At 30.0% G+C, this 19,371-nt stretch carries 21 protein-coding genes; 3 read left to right on the plus strand and 18 right to left on the minus strand.

Features of this window, described 5'->3' with window-relative positions:
• Positions 1 to 29: 29 nt before the first annotated feature.
• From CLJU_RS18645 to CLJU_RS18655, 3 genes are all read right to left on the minus strand, one after another.
• The gene (locus tag CLJU_RS18645; protein WP_013240390.1) at positions 30 to 791 is read right to left on the minus strand and encodes a TIGR03943 family putative permease subunit; all 762 of its coding nucleotides are present in this window, start codon (positions 789 to 791) and stop codon (positions 30 to 32) included.
• Entirely contained in the window at positions 788 to 1,909 is a 1,122-nt protein-coding gene (locus CLJU_RS18650; RefSeq protein ID WP_013240391.1) for a permease, read from the minus strand. Before CLJU_RS18650 ends, CLJU_RS18645 begins: the two co-directional genes overlap by 4 nt.
• 139 nt (positions 1,910 to 2,048) lie before the next feature.
• On the minus strand, positions 2,049 to 2,978 hold the full coding sequence (locus CLJU_RS18655) for a metal ABC transporter substrate-binding protein (RefSeq protein ID WP_013240392.1): 930 nt from the start codon (positions 2,976 to 2,978) through the stop codon (positions 2,049 to 2,051).
• 124 nt (positions 2,979 to 3,102) lie between these two features.
• On the opposite strand from CLJU_RS18655, the gene CLJU_RS18660 reads away from it, so the two are divergent.
• The gene (locus CLJU_RS18660; RefSeq protein ID WP_013240393.1) at positions 3,103 to 4,167 is read left to right on the plus strand and encodes a permease; all 1,065 of its coding nucleotides are present in this window, start codon (positions 3,103 to 3,105) and stop codon (positions 4,165 to 4,167) included.
• Between the two features lie 2 nt (positions 4,168 to 4,169).
• Entirely contained in the window at positions 4,170 to 4,937 is a 768-nt protein-coding gene (locus CLJU_RS18665; RefSeq protein WP_013240394.1) for a TIGR03943 family putative permease subunit, read from the plus strand.
• Positions 4,938 to 4,948: 11 nt separating this feature from the next.
• Here CLJU_RS18665 and CLJU_RS18670 read toward each other — a convergent pair whose 3' ends face one another.
• Positions 4,949 to 5,869, minus strand: a complete 921-nt coding sequence (locus CLJU_RS18670; protein WP_013240395.1) for a LysR family transcriptional regulator — start codon at positions 5,867 to 5,869, stop codon at positions 4,949 to 4,951.
• Between the two features lie 252 nt (positions 5,870 to 6,121).
• Here CLJU_RS18670 and CLJU_RS18675 point away from each other — a divergent pair, with 252 nt between their 5' ends.
• Positions 6,122 to 6,982 (plus strand): 4Fe-4S binding protein, encoded by an 861-nt coding sequence (locus tag CLJU_RS18675; protein WP_013240396.1) that lies wholly within the window; start codon positions 6,122 to 6,124, stop codon positions 6,980 to 6,982.
• Positions 6,983 to 7,074: 92 nt separating this feature from the next.
• Here CLJU_RS18675 and CLJU_RS18680 read toward each other — a convergent pair whose 3' ends face one another.
• From CLJU_RS18680 to CLJU_RS18745, 14 genes are all read right to left on the minus strand, one after another.
• Positions 7,075 to 7,995 (minus strand): SufB/SufD family protein, encoded by a 921-nt coding sequence (locus CLJU_RS18680; RefSeq protein WP_013240397.1) that lies wholly within the window; start codon positions 7,993 to 7,995, stop codon positions 7,075 to 7,077.
• Complete coding sequence (locus CLJU_RS18685; RefSeq protein WP_013240398.1) at positions 7,996 to 8,727, minus strand: ABC transporter ATP-binding protein; 732 nt, start codon at positions 8,725 to 8,727, stop codon at positions 7,996 to 7,998. It abuts the gene before it with no gap.
• A 313-nt stretch (positions 8,728 to 9,040) separates the two neighbouring features.
• Positions 9,041 to 9,409 carry a NifB/NifX family molybdenum-iron cluster-binding protein gene (locus tag CLJU_RS18690; RefSeq protein WP_013240399.1) on the minus strand — a complete coding sequence of 123 codons (369 nt, stop codon included), beginning with the start codon at positions 9,407 to 9,409 and terminating at the stop codon, positions 9,041 to 9,043.
• Between the two features lie 69 nt (positions 9,410 to 9,478).
• On the minus strand, positions 9,479 to 10,213 hold the full coding sequence (locus tag CLJU_RS18695) for a Rossmann-like domain-containing protein (protein ID WP_013240400.1): 735 nt from the start codon (positions 10,211 to 10,213) through the stop codon (positions 9,479 to 9,481).
• 113 nt (positions 10,214 to 10,326) lie between these two features.
• On the minus strand, positions 10,327 to 10,950 hold the full coding sequence (locus CLJU_RS18700; protein ID WP_013240401.1) for a DUF1847 domain-containing protein: 624 nt from the start codon (positions 10,948 to 10,950) through the stop codon (positions 10,327 to 10,329).
• A gap of 211 nt (positions 10,951 to 11,161) precedes the next feature.
• A complete protein-coding gene (locus tag CLJU_RS18705; protein WP_013240402.1) occupies positions 11,162 to 11,890 on the minus strand; it encodes a DUF421 domain-containing protein in 729 nt (242 codons plus the stop codon).
• 56 nt (positions 11,891 to 11,946) lie between these two features.
• On the minus strand, positions 11,947 to 12,555 hold the full coding sequence (locus tag CLJU_RS18710; protein ID WP_013240403.1) for a DUF421 domain-containing protein: 609 nt from the start codon (positions 12,553 to 12,555) through the stop codon (positions 11,947 to 11,949).
• Positions 12,556 to 12,868: 313 nt separating this feature from the next.
• Positions 12,869 to 13,978: an iron ABC transporter substrate-binding protein gene (locus CLJU_RS18715; protein ID WP_013240404.1), complete on the minus strand. Its 1,110-nt coding sequence runs from the start codon at positions 13,976 to 13,978 to the stop codon at positions 12,869 to 12,871.
• A 352-nt stretch (positions 13,979 to 14,330) separates the two neighbouring features.
• A complete protein-coding gene (locus CLJU_RS18720) occupies positions 14,331 to 14,747 on the minus strand; it encodes an MOSC domain-containing protein (protein WP_013240405.1) in 417 nt (138 codons plus the stop codon).
• A gap of 152 nt (positions 14,748 to 14,899) precedes the next feature.
• Complete coding sequence (locus CLJU_RS18725) at positions 14,900 to 16,030, minus strand: iron ABC transporter substrate-binding protein (RefSeq protein WP_013240406.1); 1,131 nt, start codon at positions 16,028 to 16,030, stop codon at positions 14,900 to 14,902.
• Positions 16,031 to 16,044: 14 nt separating this feature from the next.
• Complete coding sequence (locus tag CLJU_RS18730) at positions 16,045 to 16,797, minus strand: ABC transporter ATP-binding protein (RefSeq protein ID WP_013240407.1); 753 nt, start codon at positions 16,795 to 16,797, stop codon at positions 16,045 to 16,047.
• Positions 16,794 to 17,861: a FecCD family ABC transporter permease gene (locus CLJU_RS18735; protein ID WP_013240408.1), complete on the minus strand. Its 1,068-nt coding sequence runs from the start codon at positions 17,859 to 17,861 to the stop codon at positions 16,794 to 16,796. The genes CLJU_RS18730 and CLJU_RS18735 overlap by 4 nt, the downstream gene beginning before the upstream one ends.
• 29 nt (positions 17,862 to 17,890) lie before the next feature.
• On the minus strand, positions 17,891 to 18,709 hold the full coding sequence (locus CLJU_RS18740; protein ID WP_013240409.1) for a class I SAM-dependent methyltransferase: 819 nt from the start codon (positions 18,707 to 18,709) through the stop codon (positions 17,891 to 17,893).
• A gap of 3 nt (positions 18,710 to 18,712) precedes the next feature.
• Positions 18,713 to 19,237, minus strand: coding sequence for an FmdE family protein (locus CLJU_RS18745; protein WP_013240410.1), 525 nt, complete (start codon positions 19,235 to 19,237; stop codon positions 18,713 to 18,715).
• Between the last annotated feature and the right edge of the window lie 134 nt (positions 19,238 to 19,371).

Here is a 19,371-nt window from a genome sequence, read left to right on the forward strand (position 1 = left end):
TTTTATTACTTCTCTTCCTTGTATTAAAGTTATTCTGGATATATATATTGATTTTGTGGCTTTTGAGCTGGATCTACATATTCAACTCTTATAACAGGAGTACTGGACTTTTCACCGTTAATATTTTCAGTTTCTACATCAATTTTTCCTGTGATTTTAACCCATTTGTTATTTTTTAATGTAGAAGCTTTATTCCAATTACATACTAATCCTGTAACCTCTGTATCAGCAGCACAGCAAACCATCATTAATCTTGCAATTAGAAATTTATCTTTAGAATTTGTACCATCCCTAAACACAAAACCTGTTATAACTATATCTTTACCTTTATATTTGTTTGGATTATTATAACAAATATCATCTGCTATATGAGTAAAATTTTTTCCATCAACAACTAAAATATTATCTTTTGGAGTATCTTTCTGAATACTTTTCGATTGAGTTTTAGAAATTGAGATGTTTTTACTTATGCTATTTTTCATTACTACTTCACCCTTTTTTGAAATAAGTTCATCATTTAATCCCTTCGGATTTATGTAAATACCTAAAAACAATGGAACTAAAAACACACAAAAATAAACCTTTCTTTTATTCATTTGTGTAGGTATAAAAAGTCTTCTTAGTTGAAAAACAGTGAGTATAAGAAAAATAATGAAAGAAAAACGAACATATTTTATCATTTTAGGATTAAGATAAAGATAAATTTTCCCGGATGAAAGTAAGTTGTAAACATAATAAGTAAAGCATATAAGTATTACAAACCATTTAAATTCACTTTTGTTCAATTTCACAATATCAATCCCCCATTAAAAGGCAAGTAATTAACTAATGCTCCTATAATAAAACAAACTGTAAAAATTACAAAAATCAGTTTTATTATAAAGCTACTTTTAAAAGTTTCACTTAACATAAGTGTATTTTTTATATCAATCATTGGTCCAAATATAAGAAAAGCTATTATAGACCCTGTAGTAAATTGACCAATAAATGTTCTTGCAATAAATGCATCAGTTTCAGAGCATACTGCTAATAAAAATGCTAAACCTATCATAACAAGTATAGAATATATTTTGTCATGTCCAACTAATAAAATATATTTTCTTGGTACAACTGTTTGCATTAGTGAAGATAGAAATGCACCAATAATTACAAACTTTCCAACACCATTTAATTCTATATTTGTATGATCCACTACTTCCATAATTGTTAATCCTATATTATGTTTTTTACCTGAATTATAATGAGAATGTCCACATCCGCATTGACAAGTACTATCATGTTGATGATAATGCCTGTGATGATATTGGAGACCCATGTCTACTTTTTTTAATACAGAACTATTATCACATATAATGCTAATTACATTACCAATAATCATTGCCCCAATAATACCTAACCCACCGCGCATAATAACTATGTAAATATTATTTGAAAATGCGTAGTAAGTTGAAGCAAGTACTACTGGATTTATTATAGGTACGGAAAGCATAAAAGTAATACCTATATGTAACGGCATACCTTTCTTTATTAATTTTCTTACAACAGGAACAATTGCACAATCACATATAGGAAATACTAATCCTATTAAAGCAGCACTTAATAATCCTAAAAACTTGTTTTTAGGTATTATCTTAGCTAAAGTTTCTTCTGTAACAAATATTTGAATTATAGATGCCAATATTGTTCCAACCATTATAAAAGGAAATGCCTCCAAGATTATACTTAAAAAAATTGTTGAAAATCCTTGTAACATTTTATTATCTGTTAAAGATTTAAATTGAATATTAGGCAGTGAAAAATGAAATGATGGCATTAATACTGAAATGCTTGAAAACAAAATAGGAAAAATAAGCATAAAAATAATTATTATAAGAAAGTTTTTTCCCAATTTATCATTTTGAGTTATCAATTGTACTTTACCTCCCTCTATTACGTTTATACTAAATTATAATATTTATATTAAATGCATAATAGAACAAAAATAAGAGTTAGACACTAATTTCTTAGTTCATAACTCCTATTTTTAATTTCTTTGAAAATGCCTTAACCTATTTTAAACTATTATATATTAATTCTAAATTGCTCTTCATGCTTTGAATATAATCTTTATTATCTTCCTTGCTTTCAATTGTATATATCTTTTGTACTTTCGCTCCAACTTCTTTAGCAAGGGTATCTGAAACCTTAGGACTTACCATATCTTCTACAAATATAGTTTTTATTTTATTTTGCTTACAGTAATTAATTAACTCTTCCATCTTTTTAGTTGTTGGCTCACCTTCTGCAAATACATCTTCTACACTATTTTGTTTTAGTCCAAAATCTCTACAAAGATAAGCAAATGCTGCATGACCTGTAACAAAATTTTTATTAGTTACTGTATCAAACTTTTTCTTATAATCATTATATAAACTGTTAAGTTGAGTTGAAAAATCTTTATAATTTTTCTCATAATAATCTTTATTAGATGGATCAGCCTTTACTAAAGCTTCTTTTATGTTTTTTGCTTCAAATTCCGCACCCTTCAAACTTACCCAAGCGTGAGGATCATTTTGTCCATGTTCCTTAATTTCACCTTCATCAGTATTCTTTATTGACTCAAAACCCTTTGATGCTTCAACAACAACTAATTGTTTGTTATTTATAACTTTTAGAGACTTGTCCACCCACGACTCCATTCCAAGCCCATTATAAACAAATACTTTAGCTTTGTTTAAATCTTCAAGATCCTTCGCTTTAGGCTCATATTCATGAGGCTCAACCCCATTTGGAATTACTGTCTTAACTTCTACCTTATCCTTACCTACTGCTTCAGCAAATTCTCTCATAGCATTAAAAGAAACTACAACTTGAATTTTTCCGTGAGATTCTTTTTTATCAGCAACCTTATTATTGCTGTTCACACTAGCATTACCACATGCCGAAAAAGTTACAAGACTACACATTAACATTAAAATTGAGATTATTCTTTTATACATTTTTTCACTCCTCATATAAAGTTGTTGCAAATAGCTTGCATTTACATATATAATATACATATATACCTAAATTGTCAACAGCTTCCACATTAGATATTATTTAATAATCAGTAAAGGAGTTAAAATGGAAAAGAACGCTAAGTTTTATACAAACGACAAAAAACTGGCTATAATTATAATGTCAATGGTATTATTACTTTTTTTAATGAATATCTTAAGAAATATTTTTATAATAAAGATTGATACTAATACATTAAATAATTTTTGCACAGTATTCATAAGCATGATACTAGAAGGACTGCCATTTATTATAATTGGATCACTGATTTCATCATTTATCCAAATCTTTATTTCAGAAGAAACTGTATTAAAAATTATACCTAAAAATAAAATTATAGGTTTATTTTGTGCAGCATCAATAGGCTTAGTTTTTCCAGTATGTGATTGTGCAATAATACCTGTTACCAGAAGGCTTATAAAGAAAGGAGTTCCTACAGGCATAGCTATTACTTTTATGCTTTCTGTACCCATAATCAATCCTATAGTTTTGTTTTCCACTTACTATGCATTTACTGGTAAACTATACATACTAATTTCAAGATTTATATTTGGATTTATAAGTGCTATTTTAATAGGATATTTCATAGATTTAATGCATCCAGGAAATGTATTGAGATATGATATTCAAGTAAATAAATGCATCTGCAATTGCAATGGACATCATAGTCATAGTCACAATAATACTATCCATAAACTTCATTTTTTCTGTGATATAATTTACCATACTAGCTCTGAAACCTATAATACAGGTAAGTTATTTATTATAGGTGCACTTATATCAGCCTTTGTTCAAACCTATATACCCAAAAAATATATACTTTCTATTGGACAGGGTAAAATGTACTCTATATTAATTATGCTTGTATTAGCTTATATATTATGTATTTGTTCTCAAACAGATGCTTTCATTGCTAGAACTTTTCTTGGACAATTTACTGTTGGTTCTGTAGTTGGATTCTTAATATTTGGCCCAATGCTTGATATAAAAAACACATTAATGCTTATGGGCACATTTAATAAAAAATTTGTAATAAAGCTTGTTTTTCTTATAGTTTCTATATGTTTCATTATGGCTGCATCCGCAAATTATATAATTCCTCTTAGTTTGAAAATTATTGGGGGTATCTAAACATGAATAGTAAAAAATTTAATTTTAACATAGGAGAATTTACATGGTGTATACTTCTTCTTGCAATTTCATTTTATTTCTATAAATTAGTTTCTTCAAAAAAGATTAATATGTTTATAACTCCTAATATGAGTAAGTATGTTACGTTTGCTTCTATAGCTTTGCTGGTTTTGGGAATTTTTCAAATACCTAAAATAATAAGTACTCCAAATGACAAACCAAAGTTTGGCTACTTAATATTTGGGATTCCAATAATCATTGGTATTTTAGTGAATCCAGGTGGATTAAATCAACAAATAGCAGATACAAAGGGAATGAATGTAACGCAAAATTCTACTCAAGCAAACACAAAAGCACTAAGAAAAAACTCTAGTATGACTAAAAATACGGAAATTGTTATGACTGAAAAAAATTTTTTTGCTTTTCTTAATGGAATCAGCGATGATCCAAATAAATTTAGAAATTGTAAAATAACATTAACCGGTTTTGTTTACAAAAACGATAACATAAAAGCCAATCAATTTGTTATTGCAAGATTGCTTATGGTATGCTGTGCAGCTGATACACAGACTGTTGGATTCTTATGTAATTACAACGGACAAAATTTAGACAAAAACACATGGGTACAAGTAACAGGAATTCTTGATACTACAAATTACATTGATAATAATTCAAAACAAGTTTCTTTAATTCCCCTAATAAAAATTCAAAGTATTAAAAAAGTAGATCCGCCTACTTCAAAATATATTTACATTAATAGCACTGATTAAATTTAAAAACATTATATGTCCATTAAGGTTCCAGTAGAAATTCCACTTAAGATATCTTTGTCCTTATATTCCTCCAATAGATACATCAAGCTCTTCATATTATCATTAACAAATTTGTTCTTATAATATACCAAACTAAAATATCTATTCAAAGCTTGCCCACTGTCTTTTATCACATACAGCAGACCTTTTTTTGCTTCTTCTTCAACTAACCTTGCAGATATAGCTGCAAAACAATTATTCATAATTACTACTTTCTTCATCATATCTGGACAAGTTACTTCCCACTTAATATTTATATTTGCTCCACACCTGGAAATATAATTCTCAAAAAGTTCCCTCGTACCGCTTCCTTCTTCACGCATTACAAAATATTCTTCTTCCAAATCCTTAACAGAAATACTACTGCATCCTGAAAATCTATGGTTTTTACTGCATATTATTACAAGATAATCATTTATCATTGGAATAGCAACTAAATCTCGGCTTTTAATTTTACCTTCCACAATACCAATATCTAATTCAGATTTTAGCAACTTTTCTTCTATAGACTTAGTATTATTAATATAAACGAAGGTCTCAACCTGAGGCTTTATTTTGCAGTATTGATTTATAAGTTGAGGCATAATACAGGAACCCACAGTTATGGTACCACCAATCCGAAGTTTTTCTGAAAATCCCTTCAGCATATTATCCTCTAATTCATCAAACTGATTTACTACCATTCTAGCATAGGCAAATAAGTTCTTTCCTGCTTCTGTAATACATAATTTTTTACCAATTCGTTCAAATAACAATACACCATAATGCCCCTCTAATTCTTTAATTGCCTGGCTGACAGTTGGTTCCGAGATATAACATCGAGCTGCAGCAGTACTCATTTTGCCTGTTTCTACTACAGCAATAAAAATTTTTAAATGTCGAATTGTCATATTAGTAACCTCTTTTTATTATTCCGCCCTATTGCATTTATACTATTAAAAATTCTTAATAGGTTTTACCTATCATTATTATAACATAATATATATTTCCTTATTTAGTCACAAGTGATATCATGAAAGCAAGTAATATTGATAAATAAAACACAAAGATAAGGCATTTCTTGTTTAGAATATGGATTTTCTTATTATTATAGCAAACTTATTAAAAATGAATGATAACTTTAAAGGAGATGTATAATCACTATGGTTAGTGCAAAAAGACAAAAAGAAATGAAAGCATTAGGATTTTTGTTACAAAATGACAAAGAACATTATTCAGTTAGGTTTTTAAGTAAAGCCGGCAATTTTACAGTAGAAGAATTAAACAACATTAATAAAATTGCGGAAAAATATGGACGAGGGTATTCGGGACTTACAACAAGACTTCAAATTGAAGTTCCATGGATCAAGGATGAAGATGCAGAAAAAGTAATTCAAGAAGCTAAAGCTTTAGGATTACGCCACGGCGGTACAGGCCAAAAAGTAAGACCTTTAGTTTCCTGTAAAGGAACTGTATGCCTCCATGGCAATATTGACACCCAAGCAATTTGCAGAGAATTAGACCGCAAATACTTTGGAACTGATACTCCACATAAATGTAAAATAGGAATAGTTGGGTGTGCTAATAACTGTGGAAAAGCTAATATAAATGATATCGGAGTTATGGGAAGATGTGTACCTAAATTTGATTCAGATAATTGTGTTGGCTGCGGACTTTGCGTAACAAATTGCCGACAAAAAGCGTTACAGTTAGTAGACAAAAAAATAGTTCATAATAAAAATTTATGTGTAGAATGTGGTGAATGTGTACGAGTATGCAACAGTAATGCTGTTACTGTTAAAGAAAAAGGTGCAGAAATATTTGTTGGTGGAAGATTTGGAAGAGGAATGAGAATCGGAGACTCACTTGGAAAAATATTCAAAGAAGAAGAAATAGTATCAATTGTCGATACCATTATGGAGTATTATAGACAAACTGGCAATAAAGGTGAAAGAATTTCAGGAGTTATGGATAGGATTGGAAAAGAAAAATTTATAGCTGATGTATTAAACAAAATTGATTAATTATTCTACATAATAATCAGTAAAATTATGAAGCATGTTAAAAATATCTTTAAAAAAGGATATTTTTAACATGCTATTTTTACATCTTTGGGCTATTTAAGAAATCCTTTTAATATAGTATCTTCAGCTTCTTTTTCAGAAAGTCCTAATGACATAAGTTTTATAAGTTGATCACTAGCAATTTTTCCTATAGCAGCTTCATGTATAAGTTGTGAATCTGAATGAAATGCTGATATTTTAGGTATAGATTGTACCGTTGCTTTGTCCATTATTATGGAATCACATTGAATATGACCTCTGCATCTCTCATATCCAGACATATTTAAATGAAATAGTTGTTTTGACTCATCTCGTGCTACAGAACGAGAAATTATTCGTGCAGAAGAATCTTTTCCTACCATTTCCACATTTATCTTCGACTCTGCATCTTGATTTTTATATGTAAGAAGTCTCTCTGATACTACAGCTCTAGCATTTTTATGAAGTTTTATTTCTGTATCCCTTTTAGTACTGCTTACTCCTTTTATTTGGACTAGCTCTAATTCAGCATATCCTCCTTCTTCAACTTCTATTATTGTTTTAGGATTCAATACTCTTTCACCATTTCCACTGCCTTCTCCAAAATGTCTCTCTACATATTTTATGCGAGCACCTTTCCTGACAAAGAATTCATGGACTCCATCATGCTGAGATTTTTTATCACCTGGATTATGTATACCACAACCTGCCACTATAAGTACATCTGACCCCTCACCAATTTCAAAAGTATTATACACAACATCATTTAACCCTTCTTGTGTTAAAATTACAGGTATATGTACACTCTCGCCTTTAGTGCCGGGTTTTACTATTATGTCTATGCCAGGCTTATCCTTTTTTGTAACTATATCTATATGAGCTGTAGTATTTCTTGCAGCCTTTTCTCCGTTCTTTCTTATATTATAAGCGCCAATTGGCAATTCATGAAGTCCTGACATTTGACTTAACATACTTTTATCCAATTCATTCAGCATCTAAAAAGTACCTCCTTTTTGACAAATCTCGCCGCATTTACAATTATCATTCTTTTTTATTTTATCAAGTATATTCTCTTTTGAAGTTATTTCCTTAATTTGACCATCTGCAAGTATGATAACCTCATCTGCTAAATTCAAAATTCTCTCTTGGTGAGATATTATAATTATAGTCGTTTCTTTATTTTTATTCATAGCTTCAAAAGTTTCAACTAACTTGTTAAAACTCCATAAATCTATTCCTGCTTCAGGCTCATCAAACAATGCAACTTCGAGGTCTCTAGCAAGTATAGTTGCTATTTCTATTCTCTTAAGTTCACCACCGGAAAGACTTGAATCAACATCCCTATTTATATAATCTTGAGCACAAAGTCCTACGTCCTGAAGTAATTTACATGTATTTACCTTATTATCCCCTGCAGCTAGGTTTAGCAACTCATTTACTTTTATACCTTTAAATCTTGCAGGCTGTTGGAATGCAAATCCTATACCCTTTTTAGCTCTTTCGGTAATATCCAAATCTGAGATATTTTCTTCATCTAATAGTATATCTCCAGAAGAAGCTTTATATATTCCCATTATTGTTTTGGCTAAAGATGATTTACCACCACCATTTGGACCAGTAATTACATATATTTTATTCTTCTTAAACTTTAAGTTTATATCTTTTAAAATATTGATTTTTCCATTATCATTTTCTATTTCAAGACATAAATTTTTTAATTCTAACATCTATCTAATCCTCCTTATTATATTAAAATTATTTTATATTTCTTCCTAATAAATATATTGTATCATCCTTGGCAATCATTATATCATCTATTTTATGAAATTTTTAGATAGTGACTTTAATATTGGCATAATGCTATTTCTAAAATAACAAATATTTACCCGATGGCTGAAAAAAACACTCCTCAGCACAAATAATTGTAAATTCATTATCCAAAATTATTGTTAAGAAAGAGTGCTTTTATTCACTTAATATAAAATTTTCATCTCATGTAAAAAATATCCCATTTGAAAGGTGTTCTTGATATGAATATGACTAGTGGTGATTACCACTACAGCTATCTGTCCCATTACAGTTTCTAATTAATTTTAATGATCTTTTATCCATTAGCTCAAGAGTTTTTTCAACTGAATAACCTGCACCAAAAAACCTTGTTACTCCCTCATCTGCCAGAATATCAAATGCCGTCAATTGTATATCACCTGTAATCAATGCCTCACAATCATACTTTAATATCTCATCAGCAAGGTTTTTTTGAGATAAACCTTTACATGGTTTCTCATTTTTTATAGTCTTAATACTTAAATCATTCATATTAACAATCAACAAATATAAACATTTTTCAAACTTGTCAGATACTATACTATTTAAATTTTCACCCTCCGCTGCCACTGCAATATTCATCCTTTTCCCTCACTTTATATATATTTAATCTAAAAATGAATATAAAATTTCACTAATTATTGTTCTTCATTACTTTGAACAAGCACAAAATCTTTCAAGTTTCATCAAAGCTGCCGTGCCTGCAAGGGTAGTTCCAAAAAATATAGTTGGTTTATCTATTAAAACACTTGTTATTGTTTTGTTAGCTACAGTACTACCTGTAGCAACTACAATATCACACCAATTCAATAAATCTTCAATTGGTTTACTTCCATCCTCAACCATTACACCATATTTAACTTTTCCTATATTATTGGCATCCAAATCTACAATCCTAACTTTATAATTTTTGTTTAAATTTTCTAACATAGCTGGTTGAAATCCTATCAACGCAATTTTGGGATTCCCATATTTATTTTTTATATATTCCACTAACTCTAAAGCACATTTTTCTGGTTCCCCATCTTTACAATGCACTGTCTTATATGTCATTCCTAAATATCTACATACAGCATTTAAAGTAGCAATATATACAGCTGTATCAAAATTTGTCCGTAGAGGCATTTCAATTATTTGTTTTAAATTTCCGTGAAAATTATTAGGCATATCTGTAAAAGCCTGACCTTTAGCACCTTTAAAATCTGCTTGAAGTAATTTTTCTTTTCCTTTTATAATAGGAAAATCTTTTCTCTCAGTATTTCCTATGGCTTCTTCTACAGTTAATGCTCTTCCTGTTATTTTTACTTCATCATTTAAAAGTCCATTGTCCTCTACAAGTTTTCTAAAATTGTGAAATAAATCAGCATAAAACTCATTTTTATTCATTTCTATTCCCCCAAAATATTAATCTAATTCTCAAACTCAATAAACTACTATATTATACATTGTGAAGATAAACCCTATTTAAAATTTTGCTATATATCATTAACTTTTATTAATTATTTATACAACTTATTTTTATAGTATCCATCTGAAAGATATAAGGCCCCTAAAGGATTGTGTGCAAGTACTCTATCTTTAACTGCAAAAACGGTTATGGGTGCATTAGAATGTTTTATAAACAATGAATCATGTCCTACACATAAGCCTAAAATAATATTCAAATCCGTTTTAGCATTATTTAATAAAATAGCTTGTCCTATAGGATTGCACATTGCTTCATAAGTACCTGGTCTTACCTTCTGACTATCTTTTATATTTAAAAATTCTTTAGGTATACTTCCATTTTTACAAATAACCGAATCAACTTCAAATCCATTATGTTTTAATATTTTACATAACATTTTTGCTTCTTTACTTAACCCTACACAAAAAGCCACTCCTAATTTTTTAAAATTACATTTATTTGCAAAATCCATTATCTCTTCGAGTCTTGTTTTTTTGCAATATCCTTCTGCTTCAACTAATGCTGAATTATGTGCCAATTTATAATTTTCATCTTCAGAATATAGCTTTTTTATTTGCTCCTGTTCCTCTTTCTCATTGCATGGACAATTAAGATGCAATTTGTCAAGTTCTCCTTTTTTACAATAATGTTCACTGCACATAGCACAAGTATACATATTTCCACCTCAAGCTTTCTCCATTATATTTTTAAAATTATTTTTGTACCTATGTATAATTATAGCATATGCTAATTATATATCAATTCCAACTTAAGTCTTTCATACATCCCATTTTATCTTTGGAGGCTATATACTTAATAGAATTTCTTATTTGGTATATTATACAATTTTGAATACTAACATCCCAAAGTACTGATTTTATAAATATTTAATTATATACAGGCATTATTTTACTCTTATCATTCATATAATTTTTCGGTGAAACATGCAGTTCTTTTTTCATATTTACTGAAGCAAAGAAAATCTCTTCTACACTATTCATACCGATAATTTCTAACCGTTTTTTTAACCAGTCCTCAGAAAGATTCAATTTTTTCAATGTTTCACTATATACTATCCCATCAACTATTACTGGATATGATATAGAAGGATCTTTTTTAATTAAATTTATATCTTCAATAGTTACCTCGGTTTTATATGGTTTTTTAAGTACTGAAACATTGCCGTTTGGCTCCACAATTGCTAAATATACATCTTTAATATCAAATACTTCCTTTTCCCTCAGCATTTGAAGAACATTATCAATTGAATAATGTATCTTTGTAAGGTTTGATACTATAAACTTTCCATCTTGAATAACAATTGTAGGCTCAAATGTCACTATGTGCCCGAACTTTCTATATTTTATCTTTAATTTTGAAATCAGTTTCTGCAAGAGCCCAATTAGAATAATTGCTACTGCAGTATGTATATGTTCAATTTTTGGATCTGCTATATCAGCACCTACTACAGCTTCTAACGTTATTACTACTATAAAGTCAAAAATCGGAAGTTCTCCAACAGAGCGTTTCCCCATATATATAGTTATTCCTAGTGCTAAAGGTAGGATAGTTACTATTCTGCCGCCTACTATTAAAAATTCCTTAATTAAATGCATATAAATACAGCTCCTTTAACAATGTTATTTACCAAATTAGTATATATTAGATAATTTTATGGTTCTTTTTTATTTCCTTCAAACTTCCTACTACTAATCTCTTGAAAAATATTATTTTGTTCATTATTGTTACTTTGAGATATTATATTGCTTCCTATCATTTTTTTCATTTGTGATATTTCTACCATTAAAGTCATAAAATCTTCCTTTGTTAAAGGCTTCTTGTTATCCTTCAGCTCATATCCCAGTTGACCACTTACCTCAATGGTTGCATATTTGACATCCTCTATTGAGGATATTCCAACTTGCCTCAAACGGGTTTCCAGCCTATCAATAGATAACCTCAATTTCCTCAAATTTTTTATATTAGGTACCCCATTCTGAATAACTATAACAGCTTTACCTGAAAATAAACTTTCTAAAAAGTCTACTTTTACCTCTATATACTCTGTAATTATCATTAATATCGCCAACACAAGTGCCACTAGAAAGGTAATAAATAATCCATTTCCAGTTACAGGCTGAATTAGCAGCGACCCTAAACCTATCATTACAATAGTTTGAGATATTGTCATTTGTGATATAGATTTTCTTCCTCCTATTCTCAATATAAATGTTCCTACAAAAAAAATAAGTATTGACTGCCAAATCCAATCGAGTTTCATTCTTTTCAACTCCTTAAAAAGTAATCTGTCTTTTTTTATTATTTTCTATTACTATTAAATTCATTCGTTAATATCTTATAAGACTTTTTAAACATATGATCATAATAAAGCCCTTAATATCACGCTGTTTGTACTAAAAAACTCCAAGCATACTTAGTACACCTGAAGTTGTATTTTTTAGATTTATTAGATTATCAGTGCACTACAAAGTTGTACTTCCACTACAGTTTAAAAATACTGCGTCACAATATTTTTATATTAAGTCAAAATTTTATATGTGCAAAAGTTTACTTTTAACTTACAACAAACCCTATTATTTTAAAGTTATTTTTTTAAATCCACCAAAGTTGTTTGCCATTTGTGAATAAACTTCTTTTCCAAGAATAAACTTATAAATTTCATCGGCTTTCTTTACTGGATCCACATCCTTAAATTTTTCAGGGTATAGAACTTTGCCTAAATAATAGGCATCTGCCATGGCGGTTTCAATATTTGTATCATAAAAATTGTAAGGCATCTGTGAGTACACTTCACCATTTTTTACTGCAGAAAGATTATTATAATAATCAGGATTCTTTTTATAATCTTCCTGTACTACCTGAAGCCCTCCCTCATCTATAAAAACTTTTTCTGGATTCCATTTAAGAAGTTTTTCTTTATCTATCATGACTGTGCCTGTTTTTCCTGTTTCGTCCACTACATTTTTTCCGTTTACAGCCTTAAGCAGTGAGTAATTTCCCTGAGTACTTTCAATACCATGAGAACCTTTCATGCTTACAGCTCCGATATATGTACTTGGCATTTTATTTTCAGGAACATCTCTAGTCCTTTTATATAAGTCATTTTTACAATTTTTCATATAGTCAACTACTTGCTGTGCTCTATTTTCATTGTTAGTAACTTTGCCAATAATTTGTAAAGAATTATACACATCAGGGTCAAAAGTAGATTGTTTTCCATAACTTACAACTACAACAGGTATATTAGTTTTAGATTGTAACTCATCAGCAGAGGATTTATCTGAGGAATAAGTAGAAAAAATTACATCTGGCTTAACAGAAAGTATTTTTTCAGCATCTGGTGAATTATTAGGTCCACCTTGACCTATAGCTGTAAGTTTTTTAATTTCAGGATTTACCATCATATATGGTTTTCCTACAGCCTTACCTTTTTCCATCTGTTCCACGCCTACTAATTTTTTTGAACCATTTATATAACAGTAAAGTCTCAATGCCCCTGGTCCAATGGCTACAACTTTATTTGCCTTTGCATTTAATGTAACCTTTCTCCCAACTAAATCTGTTACAGTTATCTTTTCAGATTTTGAACCTGAAGTTTCAGCTGATTTAGAAGAACATCCTGCAAATAGAAATGTTATTATAAATACGCTTACAAGCAATAAGCTTGAAATTTTCCTATGCATAATTTATCCCCTTCTCTAAGGCATCTTCAAAAAACAACTAGTCATCATATTGCATCGGCAGAACCCTTTGATAGAACAACTATCAGCGGAACCTATCTCCACATCTTTGACTTGTCATTTCTTTTCAAATGCCTAATTTAATATATTATTTAAATAAATTAGCAATTTTTGTACCAATTCTTCAATTAATATATATATAAATAAAGTGCACTGTAATATTAGAGCAGGCAACTATCAAATAAAGTAATTTTGTAAATAAAAATGCATATAAAAAATGATATTGTCCTTTTTTAAACAATATCATTTTGATAAAATATATATTTCATTTTGAGAACATTTTATCATTTTAAAACTAAATAACTTCTACAGGATCACCAACATTTATTTTTCCACCTTTAACTACTATGCCAAATCTACCTTCTCTACTAACTATATAAGGCCTACCACATTCTTTGTATTTATCTTTTCCTATATAAAGTATTTTAATTACAACTTCTCCAATTCGAATTGAACTATCAACACCAAGATTGTTAAGAGGAATACCTGATATAGTAATATTTTCAGTAAATCCACCTTTTTTAACTTCCTCAATTTTATCAGAAGGAACCTTTTCTAAAGCCTCTATAGGTAATATACTTATCTGCCTATCCCAATTTCCTGCATGTGCATCCCCTTCAATACCAAATTTTTCAATAACATTAACTGAGGGAACTTGAATTTTTTCAGTTCCTCTTTTTTCACTAATATTTAAAGAAACTACTTTTCCCATTAAACTCTGCCTCCATATTTAAATTTTATTTAATATGTTTTACATAGTATTTAATTTAATATTACTTATCTAAATTATCTTAAGCAGTATATGTTTTGTTTACCTATATATAACAATATCAAAAAAATTCTAACAAATCAATTAATTTAAGCTTATTTTTTGTTTATGAACTTATTCAATTGTTTAAGCGTTATCTTTTTAAATCCTCCATAATCTTTTGCCATTTGAGAATAAAGTTCTTTTCCAAGAAGGAACTTATAAATTTCATCGGCCTTTTTCTCTGGATTAATATCCTTAAATTTTTCAGGATAGAGAACTTTACCAAGATAATATGTATCTGCTAATGCAGTATCTATATTGTTATAATAGGCAACATAGGGTAATTGGCCATATAATTCTCCATTTTTTACTGCAGAAAGGGAATTATAGAAGTTGGAGTTTTTCCCATAATCTTGCTGTACTAAAGTATATCCACCCTCGTCAATAATTATTTTTTGAGGATTCCATGTTAAAAGTTTTTCTTTGTCAATCATAACTGATCCACTTTTCCCAGTTTCATCTGCCACATTCTTAGCATTTAATATTTCAAGTTGAGGATAATTGGCTGATGTACTTTCAATGCCATGAGTTCCTTTCATGGAAAGTGCACCAACATACACACTCTGTTTTTCCTCATTTGATATGTCTTTGGTTCGCTTGCTTAAATCATTCTTACAATTTTCCATATAATCTACTATATCATTAGCTCTTTTTTCTTTTCCTATAACCTTACCTATAAGTTTCAATGCAGTATACATTTTTTGATCAAATACTACATTATTTCCACAGGTAAGATTTACTACAGGAATTCCTGTCTTATTTTGCAGTTCTTCAGCCCCTGATTTATCAACAATATCTCCAGCAATAATTACATCAGGTTTTACATTAAGGATTAATTCAGGATTAGGATCTGCCGGAAATCCAGGTCCTATTACAGGTAATTTCTTAAGTCCAGGATTTGCAAGCATGTAAGGTCGTCCGTCAGAACTTGTCTGCTGTGCCTTTTCTACACCAACAAGTTCATTTATACCATTAACATAACAATATAATCTCATTGCCGATCCAATAGCCACTACACGCCTAATATTTGCAGGAATAGTAACTTTCCTTCCATCCATATCAGTTAAATTTATTTTTTCTGGTTTCTCAGATGATTTAGATATTCCCTTATTGCCACAGCCACTAAATACACATGTAATTAAGAATAACATGGCAACCATCATGCATGAAAATTTTTTATACATAATAACCTCTCCCTTTATAGTGGTACAACTACAGGAGTATTTCTATATTTTTCAATAGCTACTGAAACAGAATAAACGCTTTCAATGTTTTCAGGCGTCATTACTTCCCTTCCACCTGCAGCAAAAATACTCCCATCTTTTAATAGAACAAATTTATCTGCAAATCTTATAGCAAGATTTAGATCATGTACTATCATTACGGCGGCAATTTGCTGAGTCTTAACTATTTCCCTAATAATTCTTATGACTTCAAGTTGATTTTTTAAATCCAAATTACTTGTAGGTTCATCTAAAAGAAGCACCTCTGGCTTCTGGGCAAGTGCCCTTGCAATTACAACCTTTTGTAATTCACCGCCACTTAATTCATCCAAATATCTTAAAGAATAATCTTCAAGTCCAAGCGCTTTAACAGCCTTATTCACTATTTCAATATCCTCTTTTGAAATATTCCATTTTATATATGGTTTTCTCCCTAAAAGCACCGAATCAAAAACAGTAGTCCTAACACTTATCTGCTGCTGGGAAACATAGCCTATCCTTTGAGCAAGCTTCATGGGACTAAGCTTAAAAATTTCATCACCTTCGATTAATACAGTACCGGACTGTGCCTTTAATATATGATTTATACATTTAAGGAGGGTGGATTTTCCTGCTCCATTTGTCCCCAAGATCACAAGACATTCCCCTTTTTTTACTGAAAAATTAATATCTTTAAGAACAGATCTACTTGGATACTTAAAAGTAAGCCCCTTTACAGATAAAATCATTTTCTCTTATACCCCCTCATAAGCAAATATAAAAACATAGGTGCTCCCATAAAAGATGTAATAGCACCAACAGGAAGTATTATAGGTGAAATTATGGTCCTTGCAAAGGTGTCAGAAACAAGAAGTAAAAGTGATCCCATAAGTGCAGATGCAGGAATCAAGAAACGGTGATCCCCTCCAATAATTCTTCTCATTATCTGAGGTCCTATAAGTCCTATAAATCCTATAATACCTAGAAAAGAAACTGCTGCTGCAGTGATTAAAGAAGAAACAAACATTCCGCCAAACCGTACTCTTTCTACACTCACTCCAAGACTCTTGGCTGCTTCTTCTCCACTGTCCATAGCATTATAATCCCACTGCCTTATAACAAAATAAATCATTGATGCTATGATAAGAATTGCCATTATAATTACTTCTTTCCAAGAAGCACGTCCAAGATCACCAAATGTCCAAAATACAACAGCTGCTACCTGAACATCCTGGGCAAAATACTGAATGAGTGTAATACCAGCAGAAAAAAGTGACCCTATAGCTACTCCGGCAAGGAGTACTGCTTCTGAGGAAAGAGCTCTGAGTTTTGCAATCATTAAAATAACAACAGCAGCTAGCATGGAAAAGGAAAATGCACAAATAGTAACTATGTATGGATTATTTATAAGCACTGCATCACTACCGGTACTTTTAACGCTTCCTGCTCCAAATACTATAATAGCAATATTTGCACCAAAAGCTGCAGCACTGGATATTCCTAAAGTTGACGGTGATGCAAGAGGGTTTCTTAAATTACTTTGCATTACACATCCCGCAACAGATAGACCTGCACCTGCTATAATAGCAGCTAAAACTCTTGGGAGACGTATATTCCAAATTACAACGTTGGATAACCCATCCCCATTTTGAAAAATAGTCATTAAAATTTGGTACGGTTTAATATTTGATGAACCAGCACATATAGAAAATAAGGAAAATATTATGATTAGCAATAGTACAAATAAAATTACAATTTTTTTTCTTCCTGTATACTTTTCGTAATTTTCATGTATCTCTTCTTTCAATTTCATCAATTCCTTTGCTTATTTTTTATATGCTTCTACTTTTTCCAACAAAACCATGCCACTTTAGAAGTTACCTTTTCTTCTACAATTCCATTTATTGCCTTGCTTTCTATGTAATCTCTAATTAAAACTTTATCTTCTTCTGTTAAAGGCTTTTTTCTTCCAAAATTAAGCAAGCATTTTTTGTAAAATTGATCTACAGGCTGATTTTTACTCCAATTTGAATCTACATAAGTTATCTTTGGATAATAACCCATATTCCATAGTATATTAAGGGCACTATACATTTTATTCCCATAGGGCTTATCATTATGGCATCCTAAAATCATCTCAGAAATCTCATTTTTTAAGCTGTCTTTTCTCTCTACAAATCCACTTAAAAAGTACAAGTTTGTCCCACAATCAATCATTTTTATAAGATCTTCACAGCTATCTACAGCTGGCGTCATAGATGCAAAAACCAAATCAAATTTTTCTTTCCATTTAAATTCTTCTAAACTTAAGTCTGGCCATGCCTTTTTTACAAATTTTACATTATTCCTGCATTCTTCCTTTAAATTTTTTTGGGCATACTTCAGCATATTTTCAGAAATATCTACAGCAGTAACACATTCAGATATTTCCGAAAACTTTCTACAATAAAATCCTGTACCGCATCCTATATCCAATACGTTCTTAAATTTAATATTTTTATTTGCTTCAATAAATTCTAGTATAGAGATAAAATCTCTACTCTCTTTTTCCTCTATATCTTTGCTATTAAACTCTTCAGCCCTTTCATCCCAAAATTTTTCTTCCATATCATATGATTTCTTTGAAATATTCCACAAATTCGAAAAAAAGTTTATGTCCATTCTTTACCACCCTCGTGTATATTCTTCAAAACAATCCAAGCAAAGTTTCTTTCCTTCACTCATTCTAATTTTATGCTCTGGAACACCTTCTCCACATTTATCGCAAATAACTGTATTAAACAATCTTGCAGTTTTGGGAACCTCAAACTTAGGTTTTTTTATTTCAAATACTTCATCTACCGGTGATTCTAAAATATACCTTTCTCTTTCCTCTCTACTCATTTCACCCTTAAATTGTTTTAAAACTACCCTTATACTGTCTCCATTTTCTCTGTTAAAAAATGAAAATGCCATTTTACCAGTACCCCTATATATTAGATTACCTTTTCCTAAAGTACATCCTGTTATAACTTGTACTGCATCAACACCACAAGCGTCATTTTCAGTAACACATACTACTTCTTCATCAGATGAAAATTTTAAATTCATTTTCTCTACTGCCGCCTCACAGGCCTTAAATCCTATGGCAAGGCCTGGACATTCATGTCCATGAAATTGTATACATTTATTCCATAATTCTTTATTCATCAATAATCTCCCCTTTCACTTATTTAAATTATACAAGCAATTTTCAAGCCAAAATGTAATATATAAATTAAAAATGCATATATCGCAAGCAGAATTCTTGGCATAAGACAAAAATACTGCTTAAAACTAAGTTT

The sequence above is a fragment of the Clostridium ljungdahlii DSM 13528 genome, assembly GCF_000143685.1.
GTDB lineage: Bacteria > Bacillota > Clostridia > Clostridiales > Clostridiaceae > Clostridium_B > Clostridium_B ljungdahlii.

Excerpts from the sequence above, each read along its gene's own strand:
- CLJU_RS18655 (WP_013240392.1), bottom strand. The coding sequence starts at position 2,978 with ATGTATAAAAGAATAATCTCAATTTTAATGTTAATGTGTAGTCTTGTA.
- CLJU_RS18660 (WP_013240393.1), top strand. The coding sequence starts at position 3,103 with ATGGAAAAGAACGCTAAGTTTTATACAAACGACAAAAAACTGGCTATA.
- CLJU_RS18665 (WP_013240394.1), top strand. The coding sequence starts at position 4,170 with ATGAATAGTAAAAAATTTAATTTTAACATAGGAGAATTTACATGGTGT.
- CLJU_RS18670 (WP_013240395.1), bottom strand. The coding sequence starts at position 5,869 with ATGACAATTCGACATTTAAAAATTTTTATTGCTGTAGTAGAAACAGGC.
- CLJU_RS18675 (WP_013240396.1), top strand. The coding sequence starts at position 6,122 with ATGGTTAGTGCAAAAAGACAAAAAGAAATGAAAGCATTAGGATTTTTG.
- CLJU_RS18680 (WP_013240397.1), bottom strand. The coding sequence starts at position 7,995 with ATGCTGAATGAATTGGATAAAAGTATGTTAAGTCAAATGTCAGGACTT.
- CLJU_RS18685 (WP_013240398.1), bottom strand. The coding sequence starts at position 8,727 with ATGTTAGAATTAAAAAATTTATGTCTTGAAATAGAAAATGATAATGGA.
- CLJU_RS18690 (WP_013240399.1), bottom strand. The coding sequence starts at position 9,409 with ATGAATATTGCAGTGGCAGCGGAGGGTGAAAATTTAAATAGTATAGTA.
- CLJU_RS18695 (WP_013240400.1), bottom strand. The coding sequence starts at position 10,213 with ATGAATAAAAATGAGTTTTATGCTGATTTATTTCACAATTTTAGAAAA.
- CLJU_RS18700 (WP_013240401.1), bottom strand. The coding sequence starts at position 10,950 with ATGTATACTTGTGCTATGTGCAGTGAACATTATTGTAAAAAAGGAGAA.
- CLJU_RS18705 (WP_013240402.1), bottom strand. The coding sequence starts at position 11,890 with ATGCATTTAATTAAGGAATTTTTAATAGTAGGCGGCAGAATAGTAACT.
- CLJU_RS18710 (WP_013240403.1), bottom strand. The coding sequence starts at position 12,555 with ATGAAACTCGATTGGATTTGGCAGTCAATACTTATTTTTTTTGTAGGA.
- CLJU_RS18715 (WP_013240404.1), bottom strand. The coding sequence starts at position 13,978 with ATGCATAGGAAAATTTCAAGCTTATTGCTTGTAAGCGTATTTATAATA.
- CLJU_RS18720 (WP_013240405.1), bottom strand. The coding sequence starts at position 14,747 with ATGGGAAAAGTAGTTTCTTTAAATATTAGTGAAAAAAGAGGAACTGAA.
- CLJU_RS18725 (WP_013240406.1), bottom strand. The coding sequence starts at position 16,030 with ATGTATAAAAAATTTTCATGCATGATGGTTGCCATGTTATTCTTAATT.
- CLJU_RS18730 (WP_013240407.1), bottom strand. The coding sequence starts at position 16,797 with ATGATTTTATCTGTAAAGGGGCTTACTTTTAAGTATCCAAGTAGATCT.
- CLJU_RS18735 (WP_013240408.1), bottom strand. The coding sequence starts at position 17,861 with ATGAAATTGAAAGAAGAGATACATGAAAATTACGAAAAGTATACAGGA.
- CLJU_RS18740 (WP_013240409.1), bottom strand. The coding sequence starts at position 18,709 with ATGGACATAAACTTTTTTTCGAATTTGTGGAATATTTCAAAGAAATCA.
- CLJU_RS18745 (WP_013240410.1), bottom strand. The coding sequence starts at position 19,237 with ATGAATAAAGAATTATGGAATAAATGTATACAATTTCATGGACATGAA.